This window comes from Rhodococcus sp. DN22, from assembly GCF_036669995.1.
In the GTDB taxonomy this organism is placed as follows: domain Bacteria; phylum Actinomycetota; class Actinomycetes; order Mycobacteriales; family Mycobacteriaceae; genus Rhodococcus_F; species Rhodococcus_F erythropolis.
Genome location: NZ_CP133326.1, coordinates 3,038,661 through 3,064,481, shown reverse-complemented (window position 1 = coordinate 3,064,481; position 25,821 = coordinate 3,038,661). Strand labels below are relative to the sequence as shown.

The 25,821-nt window shown below is 63.9% G+C and carries 26 protein-coding genes; 5 read left to right on the top strand and 21 right to left on the bottom strand.

Annotated elements, in window-relative coordinates:
* Positions 1-11: 11 nt before the first annotated feature.
* The 5 genes from RA302_RS14190 to RA302_RS14170 form a co-directional block, all read right to left on the bottom strand.
* Positions 12-956: an aspartate carbamoyltransferase catalytic subunit gene (locus RA302_RS14190; protein ID WP_003944883.1), complete on the bottom strand. Its 945-nt coding sequence runs from the start codon at positions 954-956 to the stop codon at positions 12-14.
* On the bottom strand, positions 953-1,594 hold the full coding sequence (pyrR, locus tag RA302_RS14185) for a bifunctional pyr operon transcriptional regulator/uracil phosphoribosyltransferase PyrR (RefSeq protein ID WP_003944977.1): 642 nt from the start codon (positions 1,592-1,594) through the stop codon (positions 953-955). Before pyrR ends, RA302_RS14190 begins: the two co-directional genes overlap by 4 nt.
* A 173-nt stretch (positions 1,595-1,767) precedes the next feature.
* On the bottom strand, positions 1,768-2,265 hold the full coding sequence (nusB, locus tag RA302_RS14180; protein ID WP_007728014.1) for a transcription antitermination factor NusB: 498 nt from the start codon (positions 2,263-2,265) through the stop codon (positions 1,768-1,770).
* The gene (gene efp / locus RA302_RS14175) at positions 2,266-2,829 is read right to left on the bottom strand and encodes an elongation factor P (protein ID WP_003944958.1); all 564 of its coding nucleotides are present in this window, start codon (positions 2,827-2,829) and stop codon (positions 2,266-2,268) included. It abuts the gene before it with no gap.
* A gap of 34 nt (positions 2,830-2,863) precedes the next feature.
* Positions 2,864-3,958, bottom strand: a complete 1,095-nt coding sequence (locus RA302_RS14170) for a Xaa-Pro peptidase family protein (protein ID WP_030536424.1) — start codon at positions 3,956-3,958, stop codon at positions 2,864-2,866.
* A gap of 111 nt (positions 3,959-4,069) precedes the next feature.
* Between RA302_RS14170 and RA302_RS14165 the strand changes: the two genes are divergently transcribed.
* Positions 4,070-4,678: a B-4DMT family transporter gene (locus RA302_RS14165; protein WP_019748369.1), complete on the top strand. Its 609-nt coding sequence runs from the start codon at positions 4,070-4,072 to the stop codon at positions 4,676-4,678.
* Between the two features lie 87 nt (positions 4,679-4,765).
* Here RA302_RS14165 and aroQ read toward each other — a convergent pair whose 3' ends face one another.
* The 11 genes from aroQ to RA302_RS14110 form a co-directional block, all read right to left on the bottom strand.
* Positions 4,766-5,194: a type II 3-dehydroquinate dehydratase gene (gene aroQ, locus RA302_RS14160; protein ID WP_003944916.1), complete on the bottom strand. Its 429-nt coding sequence runs from the start codon at positions 5,192-5,194 to the stop codon at positions 4,766-4,768.
* Positions 5,191-6,300, bottom strand: a complete 1,110-nt coding sequence (gene aroB, locus RA302_RS14155) for a 3-dehydroquinate synthase (protein WP_003944873.1) — start codon at positions 6,298-6,300, stop codon at positions 5,191-5,193. Before aroB ends, aroQ begins: the two co-directional genes overlap by 4 nt.
* Positions 6,301-6,325: 25 nt before the next feature.
* The gene (locus RA302_RS14150) at positions 6,326-6,835 is read right to left on the bottom strand and encodes a shikimate kinase (RefSeq protein ID WP_030536425.1); all 510 of its coding nucleotides are present in this window, start codon (positions 6,833-6,835) and stop codon (positions 6,326-6,328) included.
* 13 nt (positions 6,836-6,848) lie between these two features.
* Positions 6,849-8,036, bottom strand: coding sequence for a chorismate synthase (gene aroC, locus RA302_RS14145; RefSeq protein WP_003944974.1), 1,188 nt, complete (start codon positions 8,034-8,036; stop codon positions 6,849-6,851).
* A 111-nt stretch (positions 8,037-8,147) separates the two neighbouring features.
* A complete protein-coding gene (locus RA302_RS14140; RefSeq protein ID WP_007728030.1) occupies positions 8,148-8,846 on the bottom strand; it encodes a S1 family peptidase in 699 nt (232 codons plus the stop codon).
* 225 nt (positions 8,847-9,071) lie between these two features.
* Entirely contained in the window at positions 9,072-9,695 is a 624-nt protein-coding gene (locus tag RA302_RS14135; RefSeq protein WP_030536426.1) for an A24 family peptidase, read from the bottom strand.
* An 80-nt stretch (positions 9,696-9,775) separates the two neighbouring features.
* A complete protein-coding gene (locus tag RA302_RS14130) occupies positions 9,776-10,615 on the bottom strand; it encodes a shikimate dehydrogenase (protein ID WP_003944839.1) in 840 nt (279 codons plus the stop codon).
* Positions 10,605-11,915 (bottom strand): endolytic transglycosylase MltG, encoded by a 1,311-nt coding sequence (gene mltG, locus RA302_RS14125; protein ID WP_003945033.1) that lies wholly within the window; start codon positions 11,913-11,915, stop codon positions 10,605-10,607. The genes RA302_RS14130 and mltG overlap by 11 nt, the downstream gene beginning before the upstream one ends.
* Entirely contained in the window at positions 11,912-12,445 is a 534-nt protein-coding gene (gene ruvX / locus RA302_RS14120) for a Holliday junction resolvase RuvX (RefSeq protein ID WP_003944838.1), read from the bottom strand. The genes mltG and ruvX overlap by 4 nt, the downstream gene beginning before the upstream one ends.
* A gap of 2 nt (positions 12,446-12,447) precedes the next feature.
* The gene (gene alaS, locus RA302_RS14115; RefSeq protein WP_030536427.1) at positions 12,448-15,120 is read right to left on the bottom strand and encodes an alanine--tRNA ligase; all 2,673 of its coding nucleotides are present in this window, start codon (positions 15,118-15,120) and stop codon (positions 12,448-12,450) included.
* A 77-nt stretch (positions 15,121-15,197) separates the two neighbouring features.
* On the bottom strand, positions 15,198-16,586 hold the full coding sequence (locus RA302_RS14110) for a replication-associated recombination protein A (RefSeq protein WP_230587572.1): 1,389 nt from the start codon (positions 16,584-16,586) through the stop codon (positions 15,198-15,200).
* A gap of 210 nt (positions 16,587-16,796) precedes the next feature.
* Here RA302_RS14110 and RA302_RS14105 point away from each other — a divergent pair, with 210 nt between their 5' ends.
* On the top strand, positions 16,797-17,177 hold the full coding sequence (locus RA302_RS14105; protein WP_003944973.1) for a nuclear transport factor 2 family protein: 381 nt from the start codon (positions 16,797-16,799) through the stop codon (positions 17,175-17,177).
* Between the two features lie 71 nt (positions 17,178-17,248).
* Here RA302_RS14105 and RA302_RS14100 read toward each other — a convergent pair whose 3' ends face one another.
* The 3 genes from RA302_RS14100 to aspS all read right to left on the bottom strand — a co-directional run bounded on the left by RA302_RS14100 (position 17,249) and on the right by aspS (position 21,414).
* Complete coding sequence (locus RA302_RS14100) at positions 17,249-18,430, bottom strand: kinase (protein ID WP_030536429.1); 1,182 nt, start codon at positions 18,428-18,430, stop codon at positions 17,249-17,251.
* A gap of 191 nt (positions 18,431-18,621) precedes the next feature.
* Positions 18,622-19,587 carry a DUF389 domain-containing protein gene (locus RA302_RS14095; RefSeq protein ID WP_007728045.1) on the bottom strand — a complete coding sequence of 322 codons (966 nt, stop codon included), beginning with the start codon at positions 19,585-19,587 and terminating at the stop codon, positions 18,622-18,624.
* Between the two features lie 18 nt (positions 19,588-19,605).
* Positions 19,606-21,414, bottom strand: a complete 1,809-nt coding sequence (gene aspS, locus RA302_RS14090; protein WP_003944808.1) for an aspartate--tRNA ligase — start codon at positions 21,412-21,414, stop codon at positions 19,606-19,608.
* Between the two features lie 163 nt (positions 21,415-21,577).
* Here aspS and RA302_RS14085 point away from each other — a divergent pair, with 163 nt between their 5' ends.
* The 3 genes from RA302_RS14085 to RA302_RS14075 all read left to right on the top strand — a co-directional run bounded on the left by RA302_RS14085 (position 21,578) and on the right by RA302_RS14075 (position 23,924).
* Positions 21,578-22,501: a neutral zinc metallopeptidase gene (locus RA302_RS14085; RefSeq protein ID WP_030536430.1), complete on the top strand. Its 924-nt coding sequence runs from the start codon at positions 21,578-21,580 to the stop codon at positions 22,499-22,501.
* 74 nt (positions 22,502-22,575) lie between these two features.
* Positions 22,576-23,205, top strand: a complete 630-nt coding sequence (locus tag RA302_RS14080; protein ID WP_007728048.1) for a helix-turn-helix domain-containing protein — start codon at positions 22,576-22,578, stop codon at positions 23,203-23,205.
* A gap of 2 nt (positions 23,206-23,207) precedes the next feature.
* Complete coding sequence (locus RA302_RS14075; RefSeq protein ID WP_030536431.1) at positions 23,208-23,924, top strand: ATPase; 717 nt, start codon at positions 23,208-23,210, stop codon at positions 23,922-23,924.
* Between the two features lie 4 nt (positions 23,925-23,928).
* Here the strand turns inward: RA302_RS14075 and RA302_RS14070 are convergent, their stop codons facing one another.
* The gene (locus RA302_RS14070; protein WP_007728051.1) at positions 23,929-25,329 is read right to left on the bottom strand and encodes a DUF2252 domain-containing protein; all 1,401 of its coding nucleotides are present in this window, start codon (positions 25,327-25,329) and stop codon (positions 23,929-23,931) included.
* Positions 25,330-25,360: 31 nt separating this feature from the next.
* Positions 25,361-25,780, bottom strand: a complete 420-nt coding sequence (locus tag RA302_RS14065; RefSeq protein ID WP_007728052.1) for a DUF1622 domain-containing protein — start codon at positions 25,778-25,780, stop codon at positions 25,361-25,363.
* Positions 25,781-25,821 lie beyond the last annotated feature (41 nt).

Here is a 25,821-nt window from a genome sequence, read left to right as displayed (position 1 = left end):
CTCGTTTCTGGTCACAGCGCACCGTCCTCCGACCCGACCAGCAGTCGGAACAAGACAGCCATGCGCATGTGTACGCCGTTGGTAACCTGTTGCAGTACAGCAGTTTTGGAGGAATCGGCAACGGCGGATGCAATCTCCATGCCGCGCAGCATCGGGCCGGGGTGCAGGACCACCGCGTGATCGGCCAGCATCGCCAGCCGCTTCTCGGACAGGCCGTAGTTGATCGAGTACTCGCGCTGCGACGGGAAGAAGCCACCGTTCATGCGTTCGGCCTGAACCCGCAGCATCAGCACCGCGTCGAGTCCGGGCAGTTCCGCGTCGAGCGAATGCGAAACCGTGACCGGCCACGTGTGCGCACCGACCGGCAGCAGTGTCGGCGGCGCAACAAGAACAACCTCGGCACCGAGCATCGAGAGCAGCAGTGCGTTGGAGCGGGCGACACGGCTGTGCAGGATGTCGCCGACGATGGCGATCCGCTTGCCCTCGATGTCGCCGAGACGCTGGCGAAGGGTCAAAGCGTCGAGAAGCGCCTGAGTGGGGTGCTCGTGCGTGCCGTCACCTGCGTTGATGACTGCCGGGCCACCGTCGTCGGCCGCTCCGGTCCACTTTGCGATCTGGTGGGCGGCGCCCGAAGCCGGGTGGCGCACGATGAGTGCGTCGGCACCGGCCGCGCGCAGGGTCATCGCGGTATCGCGCAGGGATTCACCTTTGGACACCGAGGAACTGGATGCGCTGACATTGATGACGTCGGCACTCATCCATTTGCCTGCCACCTCGAAAGACACCCGGGTGCGCGTCGAGTTCTCGAAGAACACCGTCATGACCGTGCGTCCGCGCAGCGTCGGGAGCTTGCGTACCTCTCGTCCCAGAAGTGCCTGCTCGAACCGTTCTGCCTCGTCGAGAAGTTCTACCGCGGACTCACGATCGAGGTCCGCGATGGAAAGTAGGTGCTTCACGCGCTCTTACCCCCGGAGATGACTACCGCTTCCCTGCCGTCGTGCTCCTGGAGGAGAACCTTGACGTCCTCGGACCTCGCGGTCGGGACGTTCTTGCCGACGTAGTCGGCGCGCAGCGGGAGTTCGCGGTGACCACGATCCACGAGCACTGCGAGTTGGACCGCGCGGGGGCGGCCCAGATCGCGCAACGCGTCAAGTGCCGAGCGCACGGTGCGACCGGAGAAGAGGACGTCGTCCACGAGAACGACCAGCGCATTGTCGACGCCACCTTCGGGGACGGACGTGCGCTCGAGCGGGCGGTGCGGCTTGTTCCGGAGATCGTCGCGGTAGAGGGTGATGTCGAGAGATCCGATGGGAAGTCGCACACCGGAGAATTCTTCGATCTTGGCGCGCAGTCGCGTGGCGAGGGTGGTTCCACGCGTCGGGATCCCGATCAGGACCACACGAGGGGCAGTTCCCTCGGGTCCGTCGAGTGCGGTCTTCTCGATGATCTCGTGAGCGATCCGCGCGATGGTCCGGCCCACATCCTGGGCGGACAACAATTCGCGGGTTTCGCTACCTGCCTCGGCACCGACCGGCGCCTTCGAGTTACCTGGACCTGCAAGATCGGATGGGCGAGACCCTTCGGGCACGCTCATGCAGCGACCTCCTTCTCCGCCTCACTGGACGGATCGTTAAAGGATGTCTGACGGTCCCCACCCTATCAGCCGACAGACCTGATCCCGCCGTGCGAGCAGCGACTCCGACCGGTTGTGTGCAGACACACAACGCGCTCGGTGACACTCGCACGGCGGTGGTGGAACAAAACTTGCTACTCGGTACCCGAATCCGATTCCTGCGCGCGCTGGGAGGTCGCGGCCGCAGCCGATCGAACCTGCGGCGCAACGAGAACGACCTGGCCGAGGATTCCGTTGACGAATCCCGGAGAGTCGTCCGTCGAGAGCTGCTTCGCGAGTTCGACGGCCTCGTCCACGGCGACAACCGGCGGAACGTCCGTCGCGTGGAAGAGCTCCCACACGGCGATACGCAGAATCGCACGGTCGACGGCGGGCAGACGCTCGAGCGTCCAGTCCTGCAGATGCGAGGAGATGACCTGATCGATCCGGTCCAGATTCTCCGCAACGCCGGACACCAACGTGACGGTGTAGGCCGCGACGGGTGCTACCGCGTCGTCCTTGACGGACAGATCGGAACGCTCCGACGCCAGTGCGACCGGATCGAGGTCACGTGCCTCGGCTTCGAAGAGGAAGTCGACGGCACGCTTGCGCGCCTTGTGGCGTGCACCGAGTTTCTTATGTGTGCCGGACACTCAGGAATTCACACGCCCGAGGTAGTTGCCGTCACGGGAATCGACCTTGAGCTTGTCACCGGTGTTGATGAAGAGCGGGACGTTGATCTCGGCACCGGTCTCGAGGGTGGCAGGCTTGGTGCCGCCGGTGGAGCGGTCGCCCTGCAGGCCCGGATCGGTGTGCTTGACGACGAGCTCGACGGTGACCGGAAGCTCGACGAAGAGGGGAACGTCTTCGTGGGTCGCGACCTGGACTGCCATGTTCTCGAGCAGGAAACGCGACTGGTCGCCGACGGTGGATTCGCTGATCGACACCTGGTCGTAGGTGTCGCCGTCCATGAAGATGTAGTCGCTGCCGTCGTGGTACAGGTACGTCATGTCACGACGGTCGACCGTGGCGGTCTCGACCTTCACACCGGCGTTGAACGTCTTGTCCACTACCTTGCCCGAGAGCACGTTCTTGAGCTTGGTGCGCACGAAGGCAGGGCCCTTGCCGGGCTTGACGTGCTGGAACTCGATGATCGTCCACAGCTGGCCTTCGATCTGCAGAACCAGACCATTCTTGAAATCACTGGTGGAAGCCACTTGCTTCGCGTCTCCTAGGGGTCGGGAAACCGTCTCAGATGACGGTAAGGTCTTTTGCGGTCAGTGTGAGCAGCTCTGGCCCCTGCTCACGAACAACGAGCGTGTCCTCGATCCGTACACCTCCGCGCCCGGAGAAGTACACGCCCGGCTCGACGGTCACCGCCGCGCCGGAAAGAAGTGTACCGGTGCCGAGCTTGCCGATCCCCGGTGCTTCGTGGATTTCGAGCCCCACACCGTGGCCGAGGCCGTGCAGGAACAACTCGCCGTAGCCTGCATCGTCGATCACCGCACGGGCGACGGCGTCGACTGCCGCACATTCGACACCCGGCGCGAGCGCGTCGCAACCGGCAGCTTGCGAACGCGCGACGAGCTCGTAGATCTCCCGTTGCCAATCGGAAACGGACTCGAGCACGTAGGTCCGTGTCATGTCCGAGTGGTACCCACCGACCTGGGCTCCGAAGTCGAGTTTGACGAAGTCACCCGACGCCAGGATCGCATCGGTCGGTCGGTGATGCGGAATCGCCGAGTTGGCGCCGGCCGCCACGATCGTCTCGAAGGAAATACCGTCCGCCCCGTTGTCGAGCATCAGATTTTCCAGCTCGCGGCCGACCTCTCGTTCCGTTCGGCCAGGTCGCAGGCCACCGCGAGCGATCAACTGCGCCAACGCGACATCGGCTGCGGTGCACGCGGCTCGCAACAACTCCACCTCGTACTCGTCCTTGACCATGCGCAATTGTTCGACGAGTCCGCTCACCGGTTCGAACCGGATCTTCGGCGCTGCTTCGGTCCAAGCCCGATGTTCGGCGAACGTCGCCACATGTGACTCGAACGCGAGAACGGGCGCCGTGGACTTCTCGATCAAGTGCGCAGCACTCGAACGGGCGATTTCGGCCCGAAGGTCCGGCACCTGCTCTGACACCTGCGTCACGTAGCGGCCGTCGGTGCAGATCACCGTCTCACGCTCGTCGGACGCTGAATCCGATGCACTGACGACGAGCGCCGCATTGGAACCGGTGAAACCGGTGAGGTATCTGATGTTGAGGAGATCTGTGACGAGAATCGCGTCGAGTTCGCGCTCCGAGAGGAGGCGTCTGAGGGATTCACGGCGTGTTCTGAAGTCGACCGGCATCCCTCGAACCTACCGCCCGCGCAGACCTGCCGATCAACTCGAAACTCGCGGTTACAGCAATAACTGTGGGTTAGGCCACAAGGTGTAATGGGTTCTAGTTAGGCTGTACCCATGAATGCGTGGTTGGTACGTGGCCTCGGCATGGCCCTGATACATGTTGTGTTTCGTGCGTTGCTCGGTGCAGCGATCGCACAGTGGCCACTTCAGGGGTCCACCCTGCGCTGGCTGTCCCTGTTGATCGTCATCGTCTTCGCCGCGATCTGGGGTGGCATCGACGGCATTCGCGACCGCCGGAATTTCCCCGAACCAGAGGACGGCGCCGATCTGACCATGCTGTGGCTCAAGGCCGCATTGGTCGGCGGGTTCGTCGCCGGCGCTGCCAGCTGGGCACTCAGCCTGGTCCCCTCCCTCGAACTGACCCAGCAGGGCTTGTTCTTCGAGGTGACCTCCGGTGCGGCGTTCACGATCCTTCTCATCTTCGTCCCCGCCATGATCGCCATCACCGTCGGACGCTTCTTCGTCAGCCGTGAACAGCGCAAGAACGGAACAGCTCCGCAGACCCCGTCCCACGAGCGTCACCACGAACCGGTGCCCGTCAGCGAGGGCTACGACTCCCCCACCGAGCAGCACGCATACAGCGGAGCCGCCATGTCCGTCGAGGAATCCGACGCCGATACCGCGGTCTTCCCGGCGATCGATCTGGGCAAGCGCGAGCAGTAACGCCCGCCGTCCACACAACCGAATGCGGCCCCGAGGATATTTTCCTCGGGGCCGCATTCGTGTGGCTGTTTTTTCGACTTCCCTCGTTCAGCCTCGCTCGGCGAGGAACCTGATCGCCAGCGGATACGCGGCGACGCCGAGTCCGACGATCACTCCGGTCGCAATCGGACTCAGGTAGGAGTGGTGCCGAAACTCTTCTCGCGCATGAACGTTCGAGATGTGTACCTCGACGAGACCTGCGGTCAGTTCGGCGCATGCATCTCGCAGGACCACCGACGTGTGCGTCAAGCCACCGGCATTGAGGATCACCGGTTCCCCCGCGTCCGCCGCATCGTGGATCCAGCCGAGCAGATCACCTTCGTGATCGCTCTGACGGACGATCACCTCGACGCCGAGCTCCTTGCCTGCCGCGACACACAATTCGATCAGATCGTCGTGTGTGGTCGCGCCGTAGACCTCGGGCTGACGCTTACCCAGACGCCCCAGATTGGGTCCGTTGACGACGTTGATCCTCACAACAGGACCGTTCCGCCGGCCGGCCTCGCATCGCGGGCAATCGCGGAGTACGCCGCAACCAGCAGACTCGGATCCGGCCCCTCGAGGCGACCCGGCTTGGCCAGTCCGTCGAGGACCACGAAACGCAGCAGCCCGGCACGGTTCTTCTTGTCGGTCTGCATTCCCTTCATCAGATCGCCGAACGCATCACCGTCGTACGACGTCGGCAGCCCGACGAGATCGAGGATCGACTTGTGACGATCCGCGGTGGCGTCGTCGAGTCGGCCCGCGAGCCGTCCGAGTTCGGCAGCGAAAACCAGGCCGACGGAGACAGCGGCACCGTGGCGCCACTTGTAGCGCTCACGACGTTCGATCGCGTGGCCGAGGGTGTGGCCGTAGTTGAGGATTTCGCGCAGATCCGACTCGCGCAGATCCGCGGCCACGACCTTGGCCTTGACCTCCACGGAGCGCCGAATCAACTCGGGCAGAACAGTTCCCGACGGATCGAGAGCTGCCTTGGGATCGGCTTCGATGAGATCCAGGATCACCGGGTCGGCGATGAATCCGGTCTTGATGACCTCGGCCATGCCTGCAACGATCTCGTTGTGCGGCACAGTCTCGAGCGTCGCGAGATCGATGAACACCGCTCCCGGCTCGTGGAACGAACCGACGAGGTTCTTGCCCGCTTCGGTGTTGATACCGGTCTTGCCGCCCACTGCTGCGTCGACCATCGCGAGCAAGGTGGTGGGGACGTGAACTACCTTGACACCGCGCATCCACGTAGCCGCGACGAAGCCGGTGAGGTCGGTCGCCGCTCCCCCGCCCAAGCTCATGATCGCGTCGCTGCGAGTCAGGCCGATCCGGCCGAGCACGTCCCAGCAGAAGCCCGCCACAGCAAGATCCTTGCCGTCCTCGGCATCGGGGATCTCGATACGGTGGGCGTCGATTCCCTTCTCCGCCAACGCAGCCCGTACGGCCTCCGCGGTCTCTGCCAGCGGCGGCTGATGGAAGATCGCGACAGTGCGCGCGCCGTCGAACTCGGCAACGAGATCACCGAGCAGGCCGCGGCCGATCACGACCGGGTAAGGACTTGCGGTCTTCACCTCTACACGTACGGGTTCGGTCACTGCTCCACTACTCCGCTCCGGTTGTTCATTTGTCTTGAAGTTTCGACACCAGTTGCCCGACGACACGCGCCGGACTTCGGCCGTCGGTCCGAATCCGAATCGTGGCCGAACGCCGGTACAGCGGACGACGACGCCTCATCAACTCCTGGTACTTGACCTTGGGATCTCCGCCGGCCAGCAGCGGGCGATGATTGTTCGCCCCCGTGCGGCGAAGCCCTTCGGCGACACTGATCTCGAGGTAGATGACCGTGTGCCCCTGGAGCAGTTCGCGCGTGCGATCGGAGAGGATCGCACCACCGCCGAGCGAGACGATTCCGTCAGTGGCCTGCAACGCTTCGCGAACCACCGATTCCTCGATTTCACGAAACCGAGGCTCTCCGTCATGGGTGAAGATCTCCGGGATCGTCCTACCCGTGGTCCGTTCGATCTCGGCGTCGGTATCGACCAACTCGAGTTCGAGTGCCTGCGCGAGACGTCGACCGATGGTCGATTTGCCGGCACCGGGCGGACCGATGAGTACAGCCTTCGGCTTCATCGATACGTGAGTCCTATCGAGGCGGTCGGGCTGCGATGCCCTCGGCGTAACGACGGTAGTTGGCAGTGGTTTCAGCAATGGAATCACCACCGAACTTTTCGAGTGCGGCCTGAGCCACGACGAGCGCGACCATCGACTCGGCGACGACGCCGGCGGCCGGAACCGCGCACACGTCGCTGCGCTGGTGGATGGCAACCGCTTCCTCGCCGCTCTCCATGTCGACCGTCGCCAGAGCGCGCGGAACCGTCGAGATCGGCTTCATCGCGGCGCGAACTCGAAGAGCCTCACCATTGGTCATGCCACCTTCGATTCCGCCTGCGCGGTTCGTGGAGCGCACGATGCCGTCCGGGCCCGGACGGATCTCGTCGTGAGCTTCGCTGCCACGACGGCGCGCGGTCTCGAAGCCGTCGCCGACCTCAACGCCCTTGATGGCCTGAATTCCCATGAGAGCAGCAGCAAGTCGTGAATCGAGACGCTCGGCGCCGCTGACGAAAGTGCCGAGTCCGACCGGCAGGCCGTGGATGACGACCTCCACGACGCCACCGAGGGTGTCGCCGTCCTTCTTCGCCGATTCGATTTCGGCGATCATCGACTCTTCTGCAGCCTTGTCGAATGCGCGGACCGGGCTCGCGTCGATCGCGTCGAGATCCTTGCCCTCCGGCACGGGTCCGACGTACGGCTCGGAAGCACCGATGGAAATAACGTGTGAAACGACCTCGGCACCGAATACCTGACGCAGGAAGGACCGTGCGACGGTTCCAGCGGCCACGCGGGCTGCGGTCTCGCGAGCGCTGGCGCGCTCGAGGACGGGACGCGCGTCGTTGAAGCCGTACTTGAGCATGCCGCTGTAATCGGCGTGTCCGGGACGCGGGCGCGTCAACGGGGCATTGCGAGCCTGATCGGCGAGCAGGTCCGGGTCGACCGGGTCGGCGGACATGATGGTTTCCCACTTGGGCCACTCGGTGTTGCCGATCTCGATGGCCACGGGGCCACCGAGCGTAAATCCGTGGCGGACACCGCCGATGATGGTGACCTTGTCGGCCTCGAACTTCATCCGTGCGCCACGGCCGTAACCGAGTCGACGACGGGCAAGTTCGGACGAGATGGCCTCAGAGGTCACTTCGACCCCCGCGACCATGCCCTCGAGCATCGCGACGAGGGCGGGACCATGGGATTCTCCGGCAGTTATCCAACGCAGCACGCCGACCATCTTTCCACGTCGCAGACCTCAGTTGTCACAGTGGTCCTCCCGGTGAACACAGATGGCCCACACGCACGAGGCGTGTGGGCCATCTCAGAGGTACCTGTGGGTCTAGAACAGGCGGAATCCTCCACCGTTTGCGTTGATGTCAGCCAAACCGATGTTGATGTCCGCCGAGTTGTCGGGAGCGTGGAACGGCGGCGGAAGCGGCTCGAAGCAGTACGGCGGGTAGCCATTGCTGATCAAGCCCACCAGGCGGTCACCGACGACGAGCGGTCCACCGGAATCACCGGGAATCGAGCACGTGTGCTCGACGATCTCACCGTAGACGGAGTCGTAACCCCAGGTGATACCGCACGTGTTGCCGGTCGAACGGCCTTCCTTGCACACGATCGTGCCCGGTGCCGGCGGGGCGCCGATTCCGTTGATCGTCGTGCCGCCGACGGTACGCAGCGGAGCTACCTTGGCGTCGTCGAGATCGATCACGGCGATGTCCGAGACCGGACTCGAGTAAGAGAACCGACCGATGGGTCCGGCCTCGGGCAGATACTCGGCGAACACCCGGTCCCCGACAACTCCGCAGTGTCCGGCGGTGAGTGCCACGAGAGAACCGGCGTTGTCGTAGCCGACCGCGGTCAACGTGCATGCTGCAACTCGGTCAGGATCGGAGTGATCCACGTCCGGCAGCAGGATTCCTGAGCCCCCGCCCAGTGCCACCGATGAAGGTGCAGGCGCGGCGCCGGCGACGCCCGCTCCTGCAGCCACAGCCGCCAAACAGGCTGCCGCGGCGACGAAAAGCCTTGTGCGCATAGGTTCCCCCGATAATCGAGTGCGAAACGAGATTCGTTTTGTCCCATTTCCGAAACCTCAGTGAACGTCAGGATGTGGACATTCGGCAAGTCCGACTCGCCGCATATTGGGACCGCGCGCTGGCAATACCCGCATTTATGAAACCGACGGTTACGTCTTTCCTGCAGTTCACCGTCCGTCGTTGAACGGTCAATAACGCCAGACTTCTCGCGGATGTTGCACTCGTCACGTCAGCCAGGCAAACGCAATCGAACCGCAGGCTGCCAGGCACATCGAGGGTCCGTGCGCAATGGGCGAATTGTGGGCTACCGGCCCTCGTCTTCGCAGTTCCAGCGCGGTGCCCAGCGTTGCGGTGAGCACCGAGGCAGACACCAACGACCACAGCCAGGCGTCCGCTCCCACCAATCCGGTCACGGCGCCCAGAGGAAGCGACAGCTTCACATCGCCGACGCCCATGGAACCAGGCGACATCACGTGCGCCAGGAGGTGGATTCCGGCGAGCAGTGCCGACCCCACCACCGCCACCCACACCGTTCCCGACACCGTCGCGTAGACCATCACGACGGCGTAGCCCGGCAGCGTGAAACTGTTGGGCAGCCGACGCACAGCCAGGTCGACAGTCGAGATCGCGACGCACCACCACACCACGGCGAGACCGGAAAATAACTGCACCACCGAGGTATTCAGCGCACCGACGACAACCCAGCCTGTTGCGACGGCGCACTGCGGCACACAACAGAAAGTCACGACTGGTCGATAACCGTGTCGCCGCAACCAATTGTCGACGATCGCCCGAGCTCCGAAGCCAGCGACTACCCCCGAGCCTGCCAAGACCATCAACGTCCACATGGTTTCGAGCTTGGCGTCTGCCGTTCGCCAGCGGCAGACTACGAATCGTCTTGTGGACTACCTCGACACTGTGAACAGACCTAAGCGATAGCGGCTGCCATCGCCTCTCGCGGAGCGGGCTTGCCCGTGAACTGCTCTACCTGCCCGAAGGCCTGATTGAGCAACATCTCGAGGCCACCGATCACCGTGCCATCGGCCGCCTCGACAACCGAAGCAAGTGGCGTCGGCCAGGGGTTGTAGATCGCGTCGAGGACAAATCGCGCCTTCCCCAATTGCTGGGCAAAGGGCGCTGCCGCTTCCGCGGGAACGGTACTGACCAAGACCGAGGATTCGGCGCAGATCCCGCCTAGCCGTGCGTCGTCGAAGGCGACCAGATCAATGTCCAACCCGACAGCACCGCCGCATTCGATGGCACCGGATGCGCGCCCCGGATCACGCGCGACCACGGTGACTGTCCGAACTCCCATGTCGGCCAACGCGACCAATGCCGGCCGCGCGGTGCCGCCCGCGCCGACAACTACCGCCGAAGTGCCGCTGAGATCGCCGACACCGCCGGCGATCAACGCACCGCTGACTCCGTCGACGTCCGTGCAGTCGGCACGCCAACCGCCGTCGATGCGAACCAGGGTGTTGGCCGAGCCGATGGTCACCGCTCGCGGTGTGCGTTCGGTGGCATATTCGAGTGCTGCGATCTTGCCCGGCATCGTCACCGAGAGGCCGATCCATTCGGGGCCGAGTGAGTCGACGAGGGCAGGCAACTGCTCGCCGGTGCATTCGATCCGCTCGTAGGTCCAATCGCTCAGCCCCAAAGCCGCGTACGCCGCAAGATGCAGCAACGGGGACTTCGAGTGAGCGATCGGGCTTCCGAGAACTGCCGCCTTACGTGGCGTCGCGAGCGAAGTCGCGGTACTACCGTCCACTGTCGAGAATCCCACTTTGCTGTGCCAGTTCGATGTTGGCCAAATGCTCCTCGTAGCTCTTGGTGAAGAGCGTCTGGCCTTCCTTGTTGATCGTGACGAAGTACAACCAGTCACCGGCCGCCGGCGATTCCACGGCCTTCAGCGCGTCGATGCTCGGCGAAGCGATGGGCGTTGCAGGCAGACCCGGCATTGCGTACGTGTTCCACGGCGTGACGCGCTCACGGTCGGCATCCGTGGTTGCGACCTCGGTGGTGTCGAGTGAGTAGTTGACCGTGGAGTCGAACTGCAGAGGCTGATCGACTGCGAGTCGGTTGACGATCACCCGCGCAACCTTGGCCATGTCAGCGGGCAACGCCTCACGCTCGACCAGCGACGCTGCCACCAACAACTGGTACGGAGACATTCCGACCCCGCTGCCGGCTGTCAGAATTCCCGTGGCCTCGTACTTGGCGGCGCTACCCTCGACCAACGACCGCAGGATCTCGGTGGGCGTAGCAGTGGGATCGAAATCCCAACTGCTGGCGGCGATCAGGCCTTCGAGCTGACGGTCCTTGTCCGGCACGCTCTTGACCGACGACATCGCCCAGTCCGGCACGCCGAGCGAAGCCAGATCGGAAGATGCTCCCGCAGTGTTCAATTCGTCTGTCGAGACACATTTCTGAGCGGAAACCGGGCCGACACAACTCGCCTCGGAAATGAGGTTGTAGATGCCCTTCTTGAGCGAGCCGGTCTGCGCGTCCGAACTGTCGTGCAGCTGACGCCCTTCGGCGATGACAACACTGCCGACTCGGGAGTCCGGGGCAACCAAGGTGTCGAGTGCGCTCGCGGCGCTACTCTGCACCGGCACCTGGTAGAAGCCGGGTTGCACCTTCTGGATCTCAGACGGATTGGCGATCGCCGCGTTGTAGAAAGCAGCGGAACTCGCGACGACGTTCTTCGCCTCGAGCGTCGCACCGATCTCCGATGCGGTTTCTCCACTGTTGATCTGGATGACCACGGGTGCGCCGCCGGGGCCGGCAAAATCCTCCGCGGTCTTGTTGCGATCCATGTACCAGAGAGCGCCGTATGCACCGACACCGAGGACTGCGATCACCAACACCAGCAGGGCGAGAACGCCGACCTTCTTGCCACGCTTGGCGCGCTTGTTGCGCGCTTCGCGTTGCTTGCGTGCCTCGGCTCGCGACATGTGCGGCGGATCGATGTTCTGCGGCAGTGCACGCATGACCATGGTCTCGTCGTTGTCGAAGTCGAACGAACTGGTGGGCCGGCTTCCGCCGCCCTCATCCCACCGCGCGTTCACAGATCGCCCTCCAGTGCAGCGTCCTTCGACGACTCCCCTGGTTTCACAGCTCTACTCCGCTCGTCCAGCCAGCCTTGCAGGATTTCCACCGCCGCAGCCTGATCGATCATCGGTCGCTGGCCGCGTGCCTTGACTCCACTTTCGCGGAGATTGCGCGCAGCCGTGACGGTCGTCAGTCGTTCGTCGGACAGTCTCACCGGGATCGGTTCGACGGCCCGCTGCAGTCGTTTGGCGAATGCAGTCGCGATACCGGCGGCTTTACCTTGCTCACCGCGCAGCGTCTGTGGCAGTCCGACGATAACCTCAACGGCCTCGTATTCGGACACGATGGCGATAATGCGCCGGATATCCGGCGCGTCGGGCCCACGCTCCTTCGAGCGTGGAACCGTTTCCACCGGTGTCGCGAGGATGCCGTCGGGGTCGCTGGACGCGACGCCGATGCGAACACTGCCCACGTCGATGGCGATGCGCCGCCCGCGACCAGGGTCGTCGATGCCGGGGCGATCGGGACCCTGTTGCGTAGCCACCACCGTCAGCTGCCGCCCGCCAGCTCTCCGACTCTGTCCCGGATCGCATCGAGCGCCGCCGGGATTCCTGCGGAGTCCGAACCCGAACCCTGGGCCATGTCGGGCTTTCCGCCGCCGCGGCCGCCGATCTTGGGACCGAACGACGCGACCAGCTCGCCGGCCTTCACACCGAGACCTTGAGCTGCCTTGCTCGAGGCGACCACGAACGGAACCTTGCCGTCGACGTCACCGAGCAGAGCTACGACGGCAGGTTCGGAGCCGAGGCGACCCTTGATGTCCGTGACGAGGCTGCGCAGGTCGTTTCCGCCGACTCCGGCGGGAGCAGGCTCGGCGATGACGAGGACACTGCCGATGCGCTTGGCCTTGGCGACGTACTCGCCTGCCGACGCCAGCACAGCCTTGGCCTTTGTCTGCTCGAGTTCCTTCTCGGCCACCTTGAGTCGCTCGACGAGCGCCTCGACGCGGGCGGGCACCTCTTCCGAAGGAACCTTCAGCGAGGAGGAGAGTCCGGCCAGGAGCGCGCGTTCCTTGGCGAGGTAGCGGTAGGAGTCCAAACCGACGTACGCCTCGACGCGTCGGATTCCGGAGCCGACCGACTGCTCACCGAGCAGCGTTACCTGACCGATCTGTGCGGAGCTTCCGACGTGAGTGCCACCGCACAGTTCCATCGAGAACGGGCCGCCGATTTCGACGACGCGAACCTCGTCGCCGTAGTTTTCACCGAAGAGTGCCATCGCACCCATCGCCTTGGCCTTGTCGAGATCCGTGACAAATGTGTTGACCGCGTAGTTCGACGCCACGGCTTCGTTGGTGAGTGCCTCGATGTCCTGCTTCTGGGAGTCGGACAGCGCGCCCTGCCACGAGAAGTCGAAGCGGAGGTAACCCGGCTTGTTGAGCGAGCCCGCCTGCACCGCGTTGGGGCCGAGCACCTGACGCAGCGCCGCGTGCACCATGTGGGTGCCGGAGTGCCCCTGGGTTGCACCCTTGCGCCACTCGGCGTCGACGTGCGCGAGTACGACGTCGCCCTCGGTGATCTCGCCCTTCTGCACCGTCACCTTGTGCGTCCAGACCTTCTTGGCGATCTTCTGCACGTCGTTGACCTTGGCTTCGAGGCCCGGAGCGGTGAGCGAACCGATGTCGGCGATCTGTCCACCGGACTCTGCGTAAAGCGGGCTGCGGTCGAGGATGACCTCGACGTCCTGACCGGCCTTCGCGACCGGCACGCGGACACCGTCGACGATCAGTGCGAGGACGTGAGCCTCGGAGACGAGCTCGTCGAAACCGGTGAACTCGGTGGCGCCTCGGTCGAGCAGTTCCTTGTAGACCGTGAGGTCGGCATGGGCGTGCTTGCGCGCTTGAGCGTCGTCCTTGGCGCGCTTGCGCTGCTCGGCCATGAGCGTGCGGAAGCCGTCCTCGTCCACGGTGAGACCGGCCTCGGACGCCATCTCGAGCGTGAGATCGATCGGGAAGCCGTAGGTGTCGTGCAGTGCAAATGCCTGATCGCCGGCGATGACCGACTTTCCGGACGACTTGACCGTCTCGGCAGCATTCTCGAACAGAGCAGAACCCGAAGCCAGCGTCTTGAGGAACGCGGTCTCCTCGCCGACGGCGACGTTCTCGATGCGCGTGAAGTCGGTTTCCAAAACCGGGTACGACGGCGCCATCGTGTCGCGGACGACGACCATGAACTCGCGCATGGTGGGCTGCTCGCTGCCGAGCAGTTTGGCCGAACGCACGATGCGACGCAGCAACCGGCGCAGGACGTAGCCGCGGCCGTAGTTGCCGGGGTTCACACCGTCGGCGATCAACATCGCTGCGGTGCGTGCGTGGTCGGCGATGACGCGGAAACGGACGTCTGAAGTGTGGTCGGTCCCGTAGACACTGCCGGTCAGTTCGGCGGCCTTGTCGATGACGGGGCGGAGAAGATCTGTCTCGTAGACGTTTTCGACGCCCTGCAGGAGGAACGCAACGCGCTCGACGCCCATGCCGGTGTCGATGTTCTTCTTCGGCAACGGTCCGAGGATCGGGTAGTCGCCCTTGTTGGTGCCCTCGCCGCGCTCGTTCTGCATGAACACGAGGTTCCAGATCTCGATGTAGCGATCCTCGTCGGCTTCGGGGCCACCCTCGACGCCGTATTCGGCGCCGCGGTCGTAGAAGATCTCCGAGCAGGGGCCGCACGGCCCGGGAATGCCCATGGACCAGTAGTTGTCCTTCATGCCGCGGCGCTGGATGCGCTCTTCGGGCACTCCTACCTCGTCGCGCCAGATCGAGAACGCTTCGTCGTCGTCGAGGTAGACGGTGGCCCACAGGCGCGTGGGATCGATGCCGTATCCGCCGTCCTCGACCGAACCTGTCAGCAACTGCCAGGCGTGGGAGATGGCTTCCTTCTTGAAGTAGTCACCGAAGGAGAAGTTGCCCGCCATCTGGAAGAAGGTGTTGTGGCGGGTGGTGATGCCGACCTCTTCGATGTCCAGGGTGCGGACGCACTTCTGCACGGACGTCGCCCGTGAGTAGGACGGCGTCTGCTGCCCGAGGAAGAACGGCACGAACGGAACCATGCCCGCGTTGACGAACAGAAGGTTCGGGTCGTCGAGAATCAGCGAGGCGCTGGGCACCTCGGTGTGGCCGGCCTTGACGAAGTGGTCGAGGAATCGCCTGCGGATCTCGTGGGTTTGCACTAACCGGTCCTTACCTTCAAGAGCGTCGAGCTATGGGTGTCCAGACTAACGCGTCGGCCGGTGGAACCTGGCAGGCGTCAGCCACGAACTATTCGGCGAAGTTTGCTCACCCGATCGGCGATCTCCCGCTCGTTGCCGTGCGCGGTGGGCTGGTAATAGTCGACACCCACCAGATCGTCCGGTGGATACTGTTGCCGCAGAACACCATCACGTGTGTCGTGCGGGTACTTGTATCCGACTGCGTTGCCCAATTGCTCGGCGCCCTTGTAGTGCCCGTCACGCAGGTGCGGCGGTACCAGTCCGGATTTTCCGGCGGCCACGTCGGCCATGGCCGCGCCGAGTGCGGCGATGACCGCACCCGATTTGGGAGCCGTCGCCAGATGAATGGTGGCCTGTGCCAGCGCCAGACGAGCCTCCGGCATACCGATCAGCTGCACTGCCTGCGCCGCGGCGGTGGCAGTCTGCAGCGCCATCGGATCAGCCATGCCGATGTCTTCGCTGGCGTGAACCACCAGACGCCGTGCGATGAAGCGAGGGTCTTCGCCCGCGGTCAGCATCCGTGCGAGGTAGTGCAGGGCGGCGTCGACGTCTGATCCACGAATGCTCTTGATGAATGCACTGATGACGTCGTAGTGCTGATCTCCGGCACGGTCGTACCGAACCGCGGCCTTGTCGACACTGGCCTCGACGGTCGCGAGGTCGAGCACCACCGGGCCCGAAGCGTCACCGGCCGTGTCCAGTGCAGCTCCGGCGGCAGCCTCGAGTGCCGTCAGGGCTCGGCGGGCGTCGCCGGCCGTGTCCAGTGCAGCTCCGGCGGCAGCCTCGAGTGCCGTCAGGGCTCGGCGGGCGTCGCCGGCCGCCAGACGAACGAGGTGTTCCATCGCGTCGTCGTCGATCGTGATCGCTCCGCCGAACCCGCGTTCGTCGGCGACAGCGCGCTCGAGCAGTTCCTGGACATCCGCAGCGGTGAGCGATTGCAGTTGCAGGACCAACGAGCGCGACAACAGAGCGGAGACGACCGAGAACGACGGGTTCTCGGTGGTCGCGCCGACCAAGAGCACGATGCGGTTCTCGACCGCGGCGAGCAAGGCGTCCTGCTGGGTCTTGGAGAAGCGATGAACTTCGTCGATGAACAAGACGGTTTGTTCGCCGTTCAGCAGGCGGCGGCGCGCGAGTTCGATGACACCGCGGACTTCTTTGACTCCGGCGGACAGAGCCGACAGAGCCTCGAACCGGCGGCCGGTAGCACCCGAGATCAACGATGCGAGCGTGGTCTTGCCGGTGCCGGGAGGTCCGTACAGAAGTACCGATGCGGCGCCGGACCCCTCGACCATTCTGCGGAGTGGCGCGCCGGGCCCGAGTAAGTGCTGTTGGCCGACAACTTCACCAAGAGTGAGCGGACGCATGCGGACAGCCAGAGGAGCACCGGGCGGCACCGAGGACAGGGCGCGCTCGGCTACAGACACGACATCTGGTTCGTCGACGATCGCGGATTCCTCCGGAGTTGCCTCGAACAGGCCGTCTTCCGCCACCACGCCGTCTTTCGCCCCCACACTGTCTTCCGCTTGCCAATCGCTCACGAATCGACGCTACTAGAGACCACCGACGCCCGACACAATCCGCTGTTCCGCCAGCCCTCACCCAGTCGTGAATCCGCATTGGATAGCGTTGTCGCCATGAGCACCTCCGAGATCGCCACCGTCCTCGCGTGGCACGATGCACTCAACTCCCAAGACGTCGACACTCTGCTGCAGTTGTCGAGTGACGACATCGAGGTAGGCGGCCCCAAGGGCGCGAGCCAGGGACTCGCTGCCCTGCGCGAGTGGGCCACCAACGCCGGCATCACGCTCGTCCCCGGAAAGATGTACGTCCACCACGGCGTGGTCGTCGTCGAACAGACCGCAACGTGGGCGGCCGAACCGGACAAGTCCGCGACCCTGGCCTCTGCTTTCCGAGTCGTGGCCGACCAGGTGACGTCGACGTTCCGGCATCCCGATCTGGCGACGGCGCTCGCGGCGACGGACCTGTCCGAGAACGATCTGGTCTCCGACAACTGAGCGGACTCGACCGAGAAAGGGCGCTCGTGCTTCGTGCACGGGCGCCCTTCTGTGTGTGATCGGTCAGGGCCTCAGCTGAACTCGGTCCGCAGCGCCGCCACGACGTCGCGGGCGTGTGCTTCGACGGCGTCGTTGCCGGCGAGCTGAGCCGAGCGTGCGAGCCTGGCCCAGCGTCCGACCAGTGCGTCGGCGCGTGGAATCGAGAGATAATGTTCGCGGACGGCGGCGATACGCGAATGATCCTCGGGCAGGTACAGATAGGTACTGAGCCAGACCCAGATGAGTTGGGCCTCGACGATCCTGCGCCCCAATTCGGCCTCGTCGGCCAGGGCGGGCCACATCCCCACGACCTCGGCCCGCCAGGCATCGACCATCGCCGACGCCCGCTCTTCGGTCAGGTCGATGTTGCACAGGCAGCCGGGAAAAGACACCAACGCGTAGGTGATGTCGAGGAGGGCGTCGCGGTAGCCACCCCACTCGTAGTCGAGGAACTGCACGCCGTCGTCGTTGACGATGATGTTGTCGGGGCACAAGTCCGACGGACTGAAGGCACGGAACCGACCGCCACTGAACAGTGTCTGCGCGTGCTGAACCTGCTCGAGAATGTCCGAACTCACATCGATCCCGAGACTTTCCACCAACATCGCGGGAACACCGGTCACTGCGCGTCCCACCTGATCCGCAACTTCATCGGAGCAATGGGCAACCTCGGCTCGACGCAGCAGTGCGGTGAAGTCGTCCTCCCGGCCGACGGTCGCGGCGTGCATGCGTCCCATTGCCTGAGCCATGGCCATCAACGTGTAAGTGACGGTGTCCGGGTCGGAGTCTTCGAGTCGGACGCTGATTGCGGTGGCGTCGCCGAGATCACTCAGGATCAGGAGGCGAGCATCGAGGTCGGACGCCAACAGTTCGGCGCCGGGGCGTGCGTCCTTGGCAAGCGCGTTGGCGAACTGATACGACACCGCTTCACGAAGGAATGCGGTCTCGACGTCGAAGTCACCTTCGGACGCGGCCGGGAGCGCAATCGCTGTTTTGGTAGCTCCCTGGAAGTTGTCGCGGACCTGCTTGATCACCAAAGTTCGGGGCAGGGAGAACGGGTTCTCGGCGACACGAACGCGCAGCACGACGGTGCGGCCACTCCCCCCGAGATCTACGGGATCCACCAGGGTTACGGGTGCCCCTGTGCGGCGTGTCAGCAACTGCTCAGCAGCTGCGACGACTTCGGAAACGGGGTCTGCCAGTAATGCGGTCATCACCGACCAACTTACCCGTTAGTGACTCCGATCATGCCCAGCTCGTCCGCTCGCAGCGGAGAATTCAAGGCCTCACAGCAACAGAAATTGCCGACTACCTGCGGCGATGACAAAAGTCCCCAATCGCCACACCGGCACACAGTTCTCTCGAGAATTTTGCTGTCGGTGAGCAGAACTCCGAACCTGCGACGTCATGGAGTCTTGTCCTCGTCGACAAATCGAGAAATGCCTTTCAACGCTGCTTCGAATTCCTCGTCGGCCCGGGTTCTGAGCCAGAGAACAAGCACGCAGGCAGTGACGATCCCGAGCAGGTTGACAGCCAGTTGCAGAGACGACAACCCGGCGATCCGCCATTCTCCGTTTGCTGCCGCAACCACCGCGAAACCGGCGGCAGGAACCGTGGTGACAGAGATGAACACCCCGACCAAGGCAGCGGACTTCGACGAGACGAGTGCCAGCATCCCAGCCGCACCGGCAAGAAGCGCGACGACAAACGAAATGGGCCCGACCTTGTATACGAAATCGACCTCGTGGAGTGACTCGAGACTGACGACGTCCATCCATCCGAAGAACTTCACCACGAACGTTGCGGCAAGCGTCACGCCCATCGCGATGGGGAATCCGACGGCAAGCGCGAGAATCGAACGCCGACGCAACCGTCGATCCCGCCGTACGAGTGCGACTGCCAAAGCAGCCAGCGGACCGAACTCCGGACCGACGACCATGGCGCCGACGATCGTGATCTGAGAGTCGGTCACGACGCCGATCGCGGCCAGCAGACACGCAATGGTCAGGAACGCGACGAACAATCCGTTGAGAGTCGACTCTTCGCGAGTGCGGGACAGCAATTCCTCCCACACGACGGAATCCGCGGGATCACCAGGCACGTCACGCTCGGCTTTGCGCGCCGCCGCCGACAACACCGTCTCGACCGGTACGAGCGTCATTCCGCCGTCCTCGGCGACGCCGAGTTCGTTCAGGGCATCGACGACGTCGTTTGCCGCCTCACGGGCGACGTCGGCCTCCACCATGTCGCCGGCAGGATGAACCGCGACGTCGCGCATCACGACGATGTGTGTCGCGCCCCGCTGCGACGCGAGCGCACCGAGAACTTGCTCGGTGCGCTCGGTCGGGCAGATCACCCGCAAATGCAGCATGGCGATCCGGTGTCGGCTCTACTTGGCTTCGCCGGTGTCGCCTTCGGACTTCTTGTCCTCTGACTTCTTCTCGGGCTTCGCGTCGATACCCGATTCCTTGCGCTGCTGAGCCGAGATCGGTGCCGGAGCATCCGTCAGCGGGTCGACGCCGCCGCCGGACTTCGGGAACGCGATGACCTCACGGATGGAATCCATGCCGGCGAGGAGCGCGGTGATGCGGTCCCAGCCGAATGCGATTCCGCCGTGCGGCGGCGCACCGAAGGCGAAGGCGTCGAGGAGGAAGCCGAACTGCTCCTGCGCCTCTTCCTCGGAGATACCCATCACCTTGAACACTCGTTCCTGAATGTCCTTGCGGTGGATACGAATACTGCCGCCGCCGATCTCGTTGCCGTTGCAGACGATGTCGTACGCGTAGGCGAGAGCGGAATCCGGATCGGTGTCGAACGTGTCGAAGAACTCCGGCTTCGGCGACGTGAACGCGTGGTGCACGGCGGTCCACGCGGAGTGGCCGAGAGCGACGTCACCGGATGCAGTGGCGTCGGCGGTCGGCTCGAACATCGGAGCGTCGACGATCCACACGAACGCCCACGCGTCAGGATCGATGAGGTCCTTCTTGCGGGCGATCTCACCACGGGCAGCGCCGAGGAGGGCGCGCATCGGCTTCGTTGCACCAGCTGCGAAGAAGACGCAGTCTCCCGGCTGAGCTCCGACGTGGGCGGCCAGGCCCTCACGCTCGGCGTCGGTCAGGTTCTTGGCAACAGGTCCACCGAGAGTGCCGTCTTCACCGACCAACACGTACGCCAGACCCTTGGCCCCACGCTGCTTGGCCCATTCCTGCCAGGCGTCGAGTTGCTTGCGCGGCTGGCTTGCACCGCCGGGCATCACGACGGCGCCGACGTACTCCGCCTGGAACACGCGGAACGTCGTGTCCTTGAAGAAGTCCATGCACTCGACGAGTTCGATGTCGAAACGCAGGTCCGGCTTGTCGCTGCCGTAACGACGCATTGCCTCGGTGTAGGTCATGCGGTCGATCGGCGTCTTGATCTCGTGGCCGACGAGCTTCCAGAGCGCCGTCAGGATTTCCTCGGCGAGCAGGATGATGTCGTCCTGGTTGACGAAAGCCATCTCGATGTCGAGCTGAGTGAACTCGGGCTGGCGATCGGCGCGGAAATCCTCGTCGCGGTAGCAACGTGCGATCTGGTAGTAGCGCTCGATGCCGCCGACCATGAGGAGCTGCTTGAACAGCTGCGGGCTCTGCGGCAGTGCGTAGAAGCTACCGGGCTGAAGGCGCGACGGCACCAGGAAGTCACGGGCACCCTCGGGCGTCGAGCGCGTGAGCGTCGGAGTCTCGACCTCGACGAACTCGTGATGCGCGAGAACGCCGCGCGCTGCAGCACTTACCTTGGAGCGCAAGCGAATTGCGGAGCCGGGGCCTTCACGGCGCAGGTCGAGGTAGCGGTACTTGAGGCGCGCTTCTTCGCCGACCTGATCGTCGAGCTGGAACGGCAGCGGTGCGCTTTCGTTGAGAACCTCGAGTTCAGTGGCGTTGACCTCGATTGCTCCGGTGGGGATCTCGAAGTTCTGGTTGCCCTCGGGGCGAACCTCGACCGTTCCGGTCACGCGAACGCAGTATTCCGCGCGCAGACGGTGCGCCTGCTCGGCCACGTCACCTGCCCGGAAAACTACCTGCGCAACTCCGGATGCATCACGGAGATCGATGAAGATCACTCCGCCGTGATCACGACGCCTGGCTACCCAACCGGTGAGCGTTACGGTCTGCTCTGCCTGCTCGGGTCGCAATGAACCGGCGAGATGTGTGCGCAGCACGGGATTCCTTTCGAACTACTTCCAATAACCGACGACCGACTACTTTGCCTGCGATCCTACGGAGCGAACTGCACAGAGCGGAAACGCGGACCCGCATCGCATGCGAAGCTATCTCCAGAAGTGACGGCAAGCACTTGTTCACGACAGCAGAAAGCGGACATAGATGACCTTCAACGAGGGGGCCCGCGGCGAAGCGGGACGCGTTCAGGTTCAAGGCGGCGGGGGTGGCGGTGGCCGCGGCGGCAAAATCGCGATCGGCGGTGGCGCGGGCGGCATTATCGTTCTGATCCTGGCGCTGTTGTTCGGCGGTGACCCCGGCTCACTCCTGGGTACGTCTACCGAGACTTCGAGTTCGTCGACCGGACTGTCGTCGGTCGACGAGTGCACCGGTGCTCAGGCAAACGCCGATGTGAACTGCCGCGTCACACTGACCGTCGGAAGCCTCGACGACGTTTGGGAACAGCAGTTGGTCAAGCAGTCCGGCACGGCGTACGTGCGACCCGAAGTCATTCTGTTCAGCGGTTCGGTCAACACCGGTTGCGGCCAGGCGTCGAGTGACGTCGGTCCGTTCTACTGCCCGGCCGACCAGACTGCGTACTTCGACACGAGTTTCTTCCAACTACTCGTCGACCGTTTCGGTTCCAGCGCCGGACCGCTCGCACAGGAGTACGTGGTCGCGCACGAGTTCGGACATCACATCCAGAATCAGCTCGGCGACATCGGCCGCGCGCAGGCCGACCCGCAGGGTGAGCAGTCGGGTGCGGTTCGCACCGAACTCCAGGCCGATTGCTACGCCGGCGTCTGGGCACATTTTGCGGACACGATTCCCGACGAAGCGACCGGTCAACCATTCCTGAAGCCCTTGTCCGAGAGCGATATTCGAGACGCCCTCTCGGCGGCGTCATCGGTGGGCGACGACCGCATCCAGAAGTCCACGACCGGTCGGGTCAACCCCGAAGGCTGGACACACGGCTCCTCCGCACAGCGGCAGGCGTGGTTCAAGACCGGATACCAGACCGGCCAGATTTCGTCGTGTGACACGTACTCGGCGCGGGATCTGAACAACCCGCCCGACCTCAAGCGATAGCGAACCTTCGAAACCATCCCACCGACAATTTTTTCTGTCTTGACAGATTCAGTTGTCGGTGGGATGGTTTTCTCATGTTGGACGTAGCAGTCATCGATCGCCCCGGCGCTGCCGAGGCGTCGCTCGATCCGATTCGGCAACGGATTCTGGCCGAATTGGCGGTGCCGGGATCGGCATCCTCGCTGGCGCCCCGGATCGGGCTGACACGCCAGAAGGTGAACTACCACCTGCGCACTCTCGAAGACCACGGACTTGTCGAGCTCGTCGAGGAACGCAAGCGAGGCAACATGACCGAGCGAATCATGCAGGCCAGTGCCGCGTCGTACGTCATATCCCCTGCCGCCATGTCGGCGCTCGCCCCGGACCCGGGCCGGTTCCCCGATCAACTCTCGGCGCGCTGGCTCGTCAGTCTCGCAGCGCGGATCGTCCGAGAGGTCGGCGAACTGATCGCCGGAGCAACTGCAGCCGGAAAACCGTTGGCGTCCTTTGCCATCGACAGCGACATCACCTTTGCCACGGCGGCCGACCGTGCCGCCTTCGCCGGCGAACTCGGCGAGTCGATCAACTCACTCGTCGCCAAGTATCACGACGGCAATTCCGAAGGCGGACGCAAACACCGCCTCGTTGTCGCCCTGCATCCCAGCCTCACCACACCCCAAACCATCACAACCCAAGCGATCGACGCGCCCGAAACGGAGAAGTAGCAATGTCCGAGAAATTCGAAATCCGCCGCGAGGTGGTCGTCCCAGGAACCCCCGAGCAGATCTGGGCCGCCATCTCGGCCGAAACGGCCGGCTGGATGTTCCCCTCCCCTCTCGAGATCCCCGCCGACGGCAGCCGCCCGGACAGCCCGATCATCGCGACCTGGGAGCCGCCCCGCGAACTCGCCATCCACATGCAAGGCCCCGACGGCTGGTTCAACAACCTCGAATACGTCGTCGAAGCACGCGACGAGAGCACCGCCGTTGTCCGCTACGTCCACGCCGGAGTGTTTGCCGATGACTGGGACAACCAGTACGACGGCGCGAGCAAGCACACGGACTTCTACCTGCACAGTCTCGGCCAATACGTGCGGTACTTCGCCGGAAAAACCGTCACCTATGTCTCGGCCGAAGGCCCGGAATCCTCGTCCGCGCCGCAAGCGATGGGAACGCTTCGCAGCGCCCTCGGAATCACCTCGGGCGCCGGTGTCGGTGACTCCGCGTCGGTGGAAGTCCCCGGAATCGGAACCGTCGACGCGATTGTCGACTACATCAACGACTGGTTCATCGGCTTGCGCACCGAGGACGCATTGCTGCGGTTCTACGGCCGAAATGCTTTCGGCGGCAACGTCGACGCGGCCCATCACCTCTTCGCAGAGGGCGCTGACGGTGGATCAGCAACGGCAGCGTGGCAGGGCTGGCTCGACGGCGTGTTCGCCTGAGTCGTCACACTCCCCGCTCTGCTGACACGCGACCGTCGTCGATCGCGGTCAGCAGAGCGGCGTGATCGCGAGCATTGCGCTTGGCGTAGGCAGCCGCGAACTCCCCGATCGCGAAATCGAATTCGGTTCCGTCACCGAGATATTCGGCGATCGCTATCCGATCGGACGAGCGAGCGTGTGCGTAGGCAAGGACCCTGGCGCACAGGCGCCCGTAGAGTTCCAGCCCCTGCGGCACCATCTCTTCGATGACTGCCGACCCTTTACCGTCACGCAGTTGACGAATGTAGAAATCGTGCTCACCCTCGTCGAGCCCCGGCCCTCGTTCCCAGCCGAGAAAGATGTCGCTTGTCGCTTGCATCAAGCGTTGCCCGTTGACGACGCGTTCCCCTTCGTTCTTGAAGGTCGGACCATCGACGTAGCCGGACAATACCGAGGGTTGCGCTTCCTTGACCTGCAGGATCAACGGATCGTCGTCGTCGACGCCTTTCATGAGGATCATCCATGCGCGTGTTCCGACGCTCCCGACACCGACAACCTTCCGCGCAATGTGCGTCATCTCGAAGCTTTCGAGCAACACCCGACGGTCCCACTGCAGCGTGCTCCGATACGACCGAACGCGCTGACGTAGCAACTCCTCGATCTGCGTGAGATCGGTCCCTGCGAACAACTCGTTTGCGGGCACGATCAGCGGCGGATCACTGATGAATTGCCGCCGGCCGTCGACGATTTCGGTGAACTTGCCTGCCGCCTGCACACTGTCGCGGCGACGAGCCTTGTCCAGCGTCGCTTGTGTGCGAGCAAGCATGCGCTTCTTCAGGTCGATCTGGAGAGCCTCGAGCCCGTCCTCGGGTGCGATGTGCGAGTACCAGACTGCAAGATTTCCCAATCCTGCCTGGGTGATCATGGTTTCCCGATACTCGGCCGCGCATCCGCGAACGATCTTCTTCCGCTCCTTGCCCGAAAATCCGTTGTCCTTTGCGGCGATCACCAAACTTGCGGCCAGACGCTTGACGTCCCATTCGAACGGTCCCGGGTACGTTTCGTCGAAGTCGTTGATGTCGAACGCGAGCTTTCGCTCGGGCGTCGCATAGATACCGAAGTTGCTCAGGTGCGCGTCGCCGCAGAGTTGGCTGGCAAGACCCGAATCCGGACTGCGTGACAAATCGTCGGCCATCACCAGCGCAGCGCCGCGGAAGAACGAGAACCGCGATGCCGACATCCGCCCGTATCGGATGGGCACCAGGTCCTGTACCCGCGACTTCGCCTGCAATTCGAGCAGTGATATCGGATCACGGTCACTCTCTGCCAGATCCGCGAGCGCGGCCAATGGCGTATCTCTACGCGCCTGGCGCCCGCGCGCCCGCCTTTCGTCGACCGTGAGATGCTCGGTGCGCACTGCTGTCATCTGCCCGACCTTTCACTCGCAACGGCTATCGCTACGAACTCGACGCGTCGGGCGTCGTGCGGCCTCCTGATCCGCGCGCTGCGCGTACCAGGAGTTCCGGACTTGACACCAACGCCTTGCGCCACGGAAGTACCCCGTCGATCTCGATCTGAATCGACAGGCTCAGCACGGTCCGAATAAGAACGATCATGCCCAGAACTGCGGCGTCTGTCAGCGACGGCGACGACGTCACCGTCTTCACCAGATCAGCGGCGACAAGGATCTCGAGGCCGAGAAGGATGACCGCGCCCATGGTCTCGCGCAGAGTACGAAACGCCGAACTACCGTCCCGCGTTCGACTCCATGCGCGCCCCGCGATCACGAATGCGAACACGAACCCGAGAACCATGGCGACAACACCGAGTACCTCGAACCATTCGGTGACCAGCTCGAAGAACCTGATTTTGTCCATGGTCATGATTCTCGAGGTAATGCACCGATAAGTCGAGGTGA

What these genes read in the sequence shown, in the direction of transcription:
- pyrR (WP_003944977.1), bottom strand. Translation starts at nt 1,594, where the DNA reads ATGAGCGTGCCCGAAGGGTCTCGCCCATCCGATCTTGCAGGTCCAGGT.
- RA302_RS14170 (WP_030536424.1), bottom strand. Translation starts at nt 3,958, where the DNA reads ATGCCGGTCGACTTCAGAACACGCCGTGAATCCCTCAGACGCCTCCTC.
- RA302_RS14165 (WP_019748369.1), top strand. Translation starts at nt 4,070, where the DNA reads ATGAATGCGTGGTTGGTACGTGGCCTCGGCATGGCCCTGATACATGTT.
- RA302_RS14150 (WP_030536425.1), bottom strand. Translation starts at nt 6,835, where the DNA reads ATGAAGCCGAAGGCTGTACTCATCGGTCCGCCCGGTGCCGGCAAATCG.
- RA302_RS14140 (WP_007728030.1), bottom strand. Translation starts at nt 8,846, where the DNA reads ATGCGCACAAGGCTTTTCGTCGCCGCGGCAGCCTGTTTGGCGGCTGTG.
- RA302_RS14135 (WP_030536426.1), bottom strand. Translation starts at nt 9,695, where the DNA reads ATGTGGACGTTGATGGTCTTGGCAGGCTCGGGGGTAGTCGCTGGCTTC.
- RA302_RS14105 (WP_003944973.1), top strand. Translation starts at nt 16,797, where the DNA reads ATGAGCACCTCCGAGATCGCCACCGTCCTCGCGTGGCACGATGCACTC.
- RA302_RS14100 (WP_030536429.1), bottom strand. Translation starts at nt 18,430, where the DNA reads ATGACCGCATTACTGGCAGACCCCGTTTCCGAAGTCGTCGCAGCTGCT.
- RA302_RS14095 (WP_007728045.1), bottom strand. Translation starts at nt 19,587, where the DNA reads ATGCTGCATTTGCGGGTGATCTGCCCGACCGAGCGCACCGAGCAAGTT.
- RA302_RS14085 (WP_030536430.1), top strand. Translation starts at nt 21,578, where the DNA reads ATGACCTTCAACGAGGGGGCCCGCGGCGAAGCGGGACGCGTTCAGGTT.
- RA302_RS14080 (WP_007728048.1), top strand. Translation starts at nt 22,576, where the DNA reads ATGTTGGACGTAGCAGTCATCGATCGCCCCGGCGCTGCCGAGGCGTCG.
- RA302_RS14075 (WP_030536431.1), top strand. Translation starts at nt 23,208, where the DNA reads ATGTCCGAGAAATTCGAAATCCGCCGCGAGGTGGTCGTCCCAGGAACC.
- RA302_RS14070 (WP_007728051.1), bottom strand. Translation starts at nt 25,329, where the DNA reads ATGACAGCAGTGCGCACCGAGCATCTCACGGTCGACGAAAGGCGGGCG.
- RA302_RS14065 (WP_007728052.1), bottom strand. Translation starts at nt 25,780, where the DNA reads ATGGACAAAATCAGGTTCTTCGAGCTGGTCACCGAATGGTTCGAGGTA.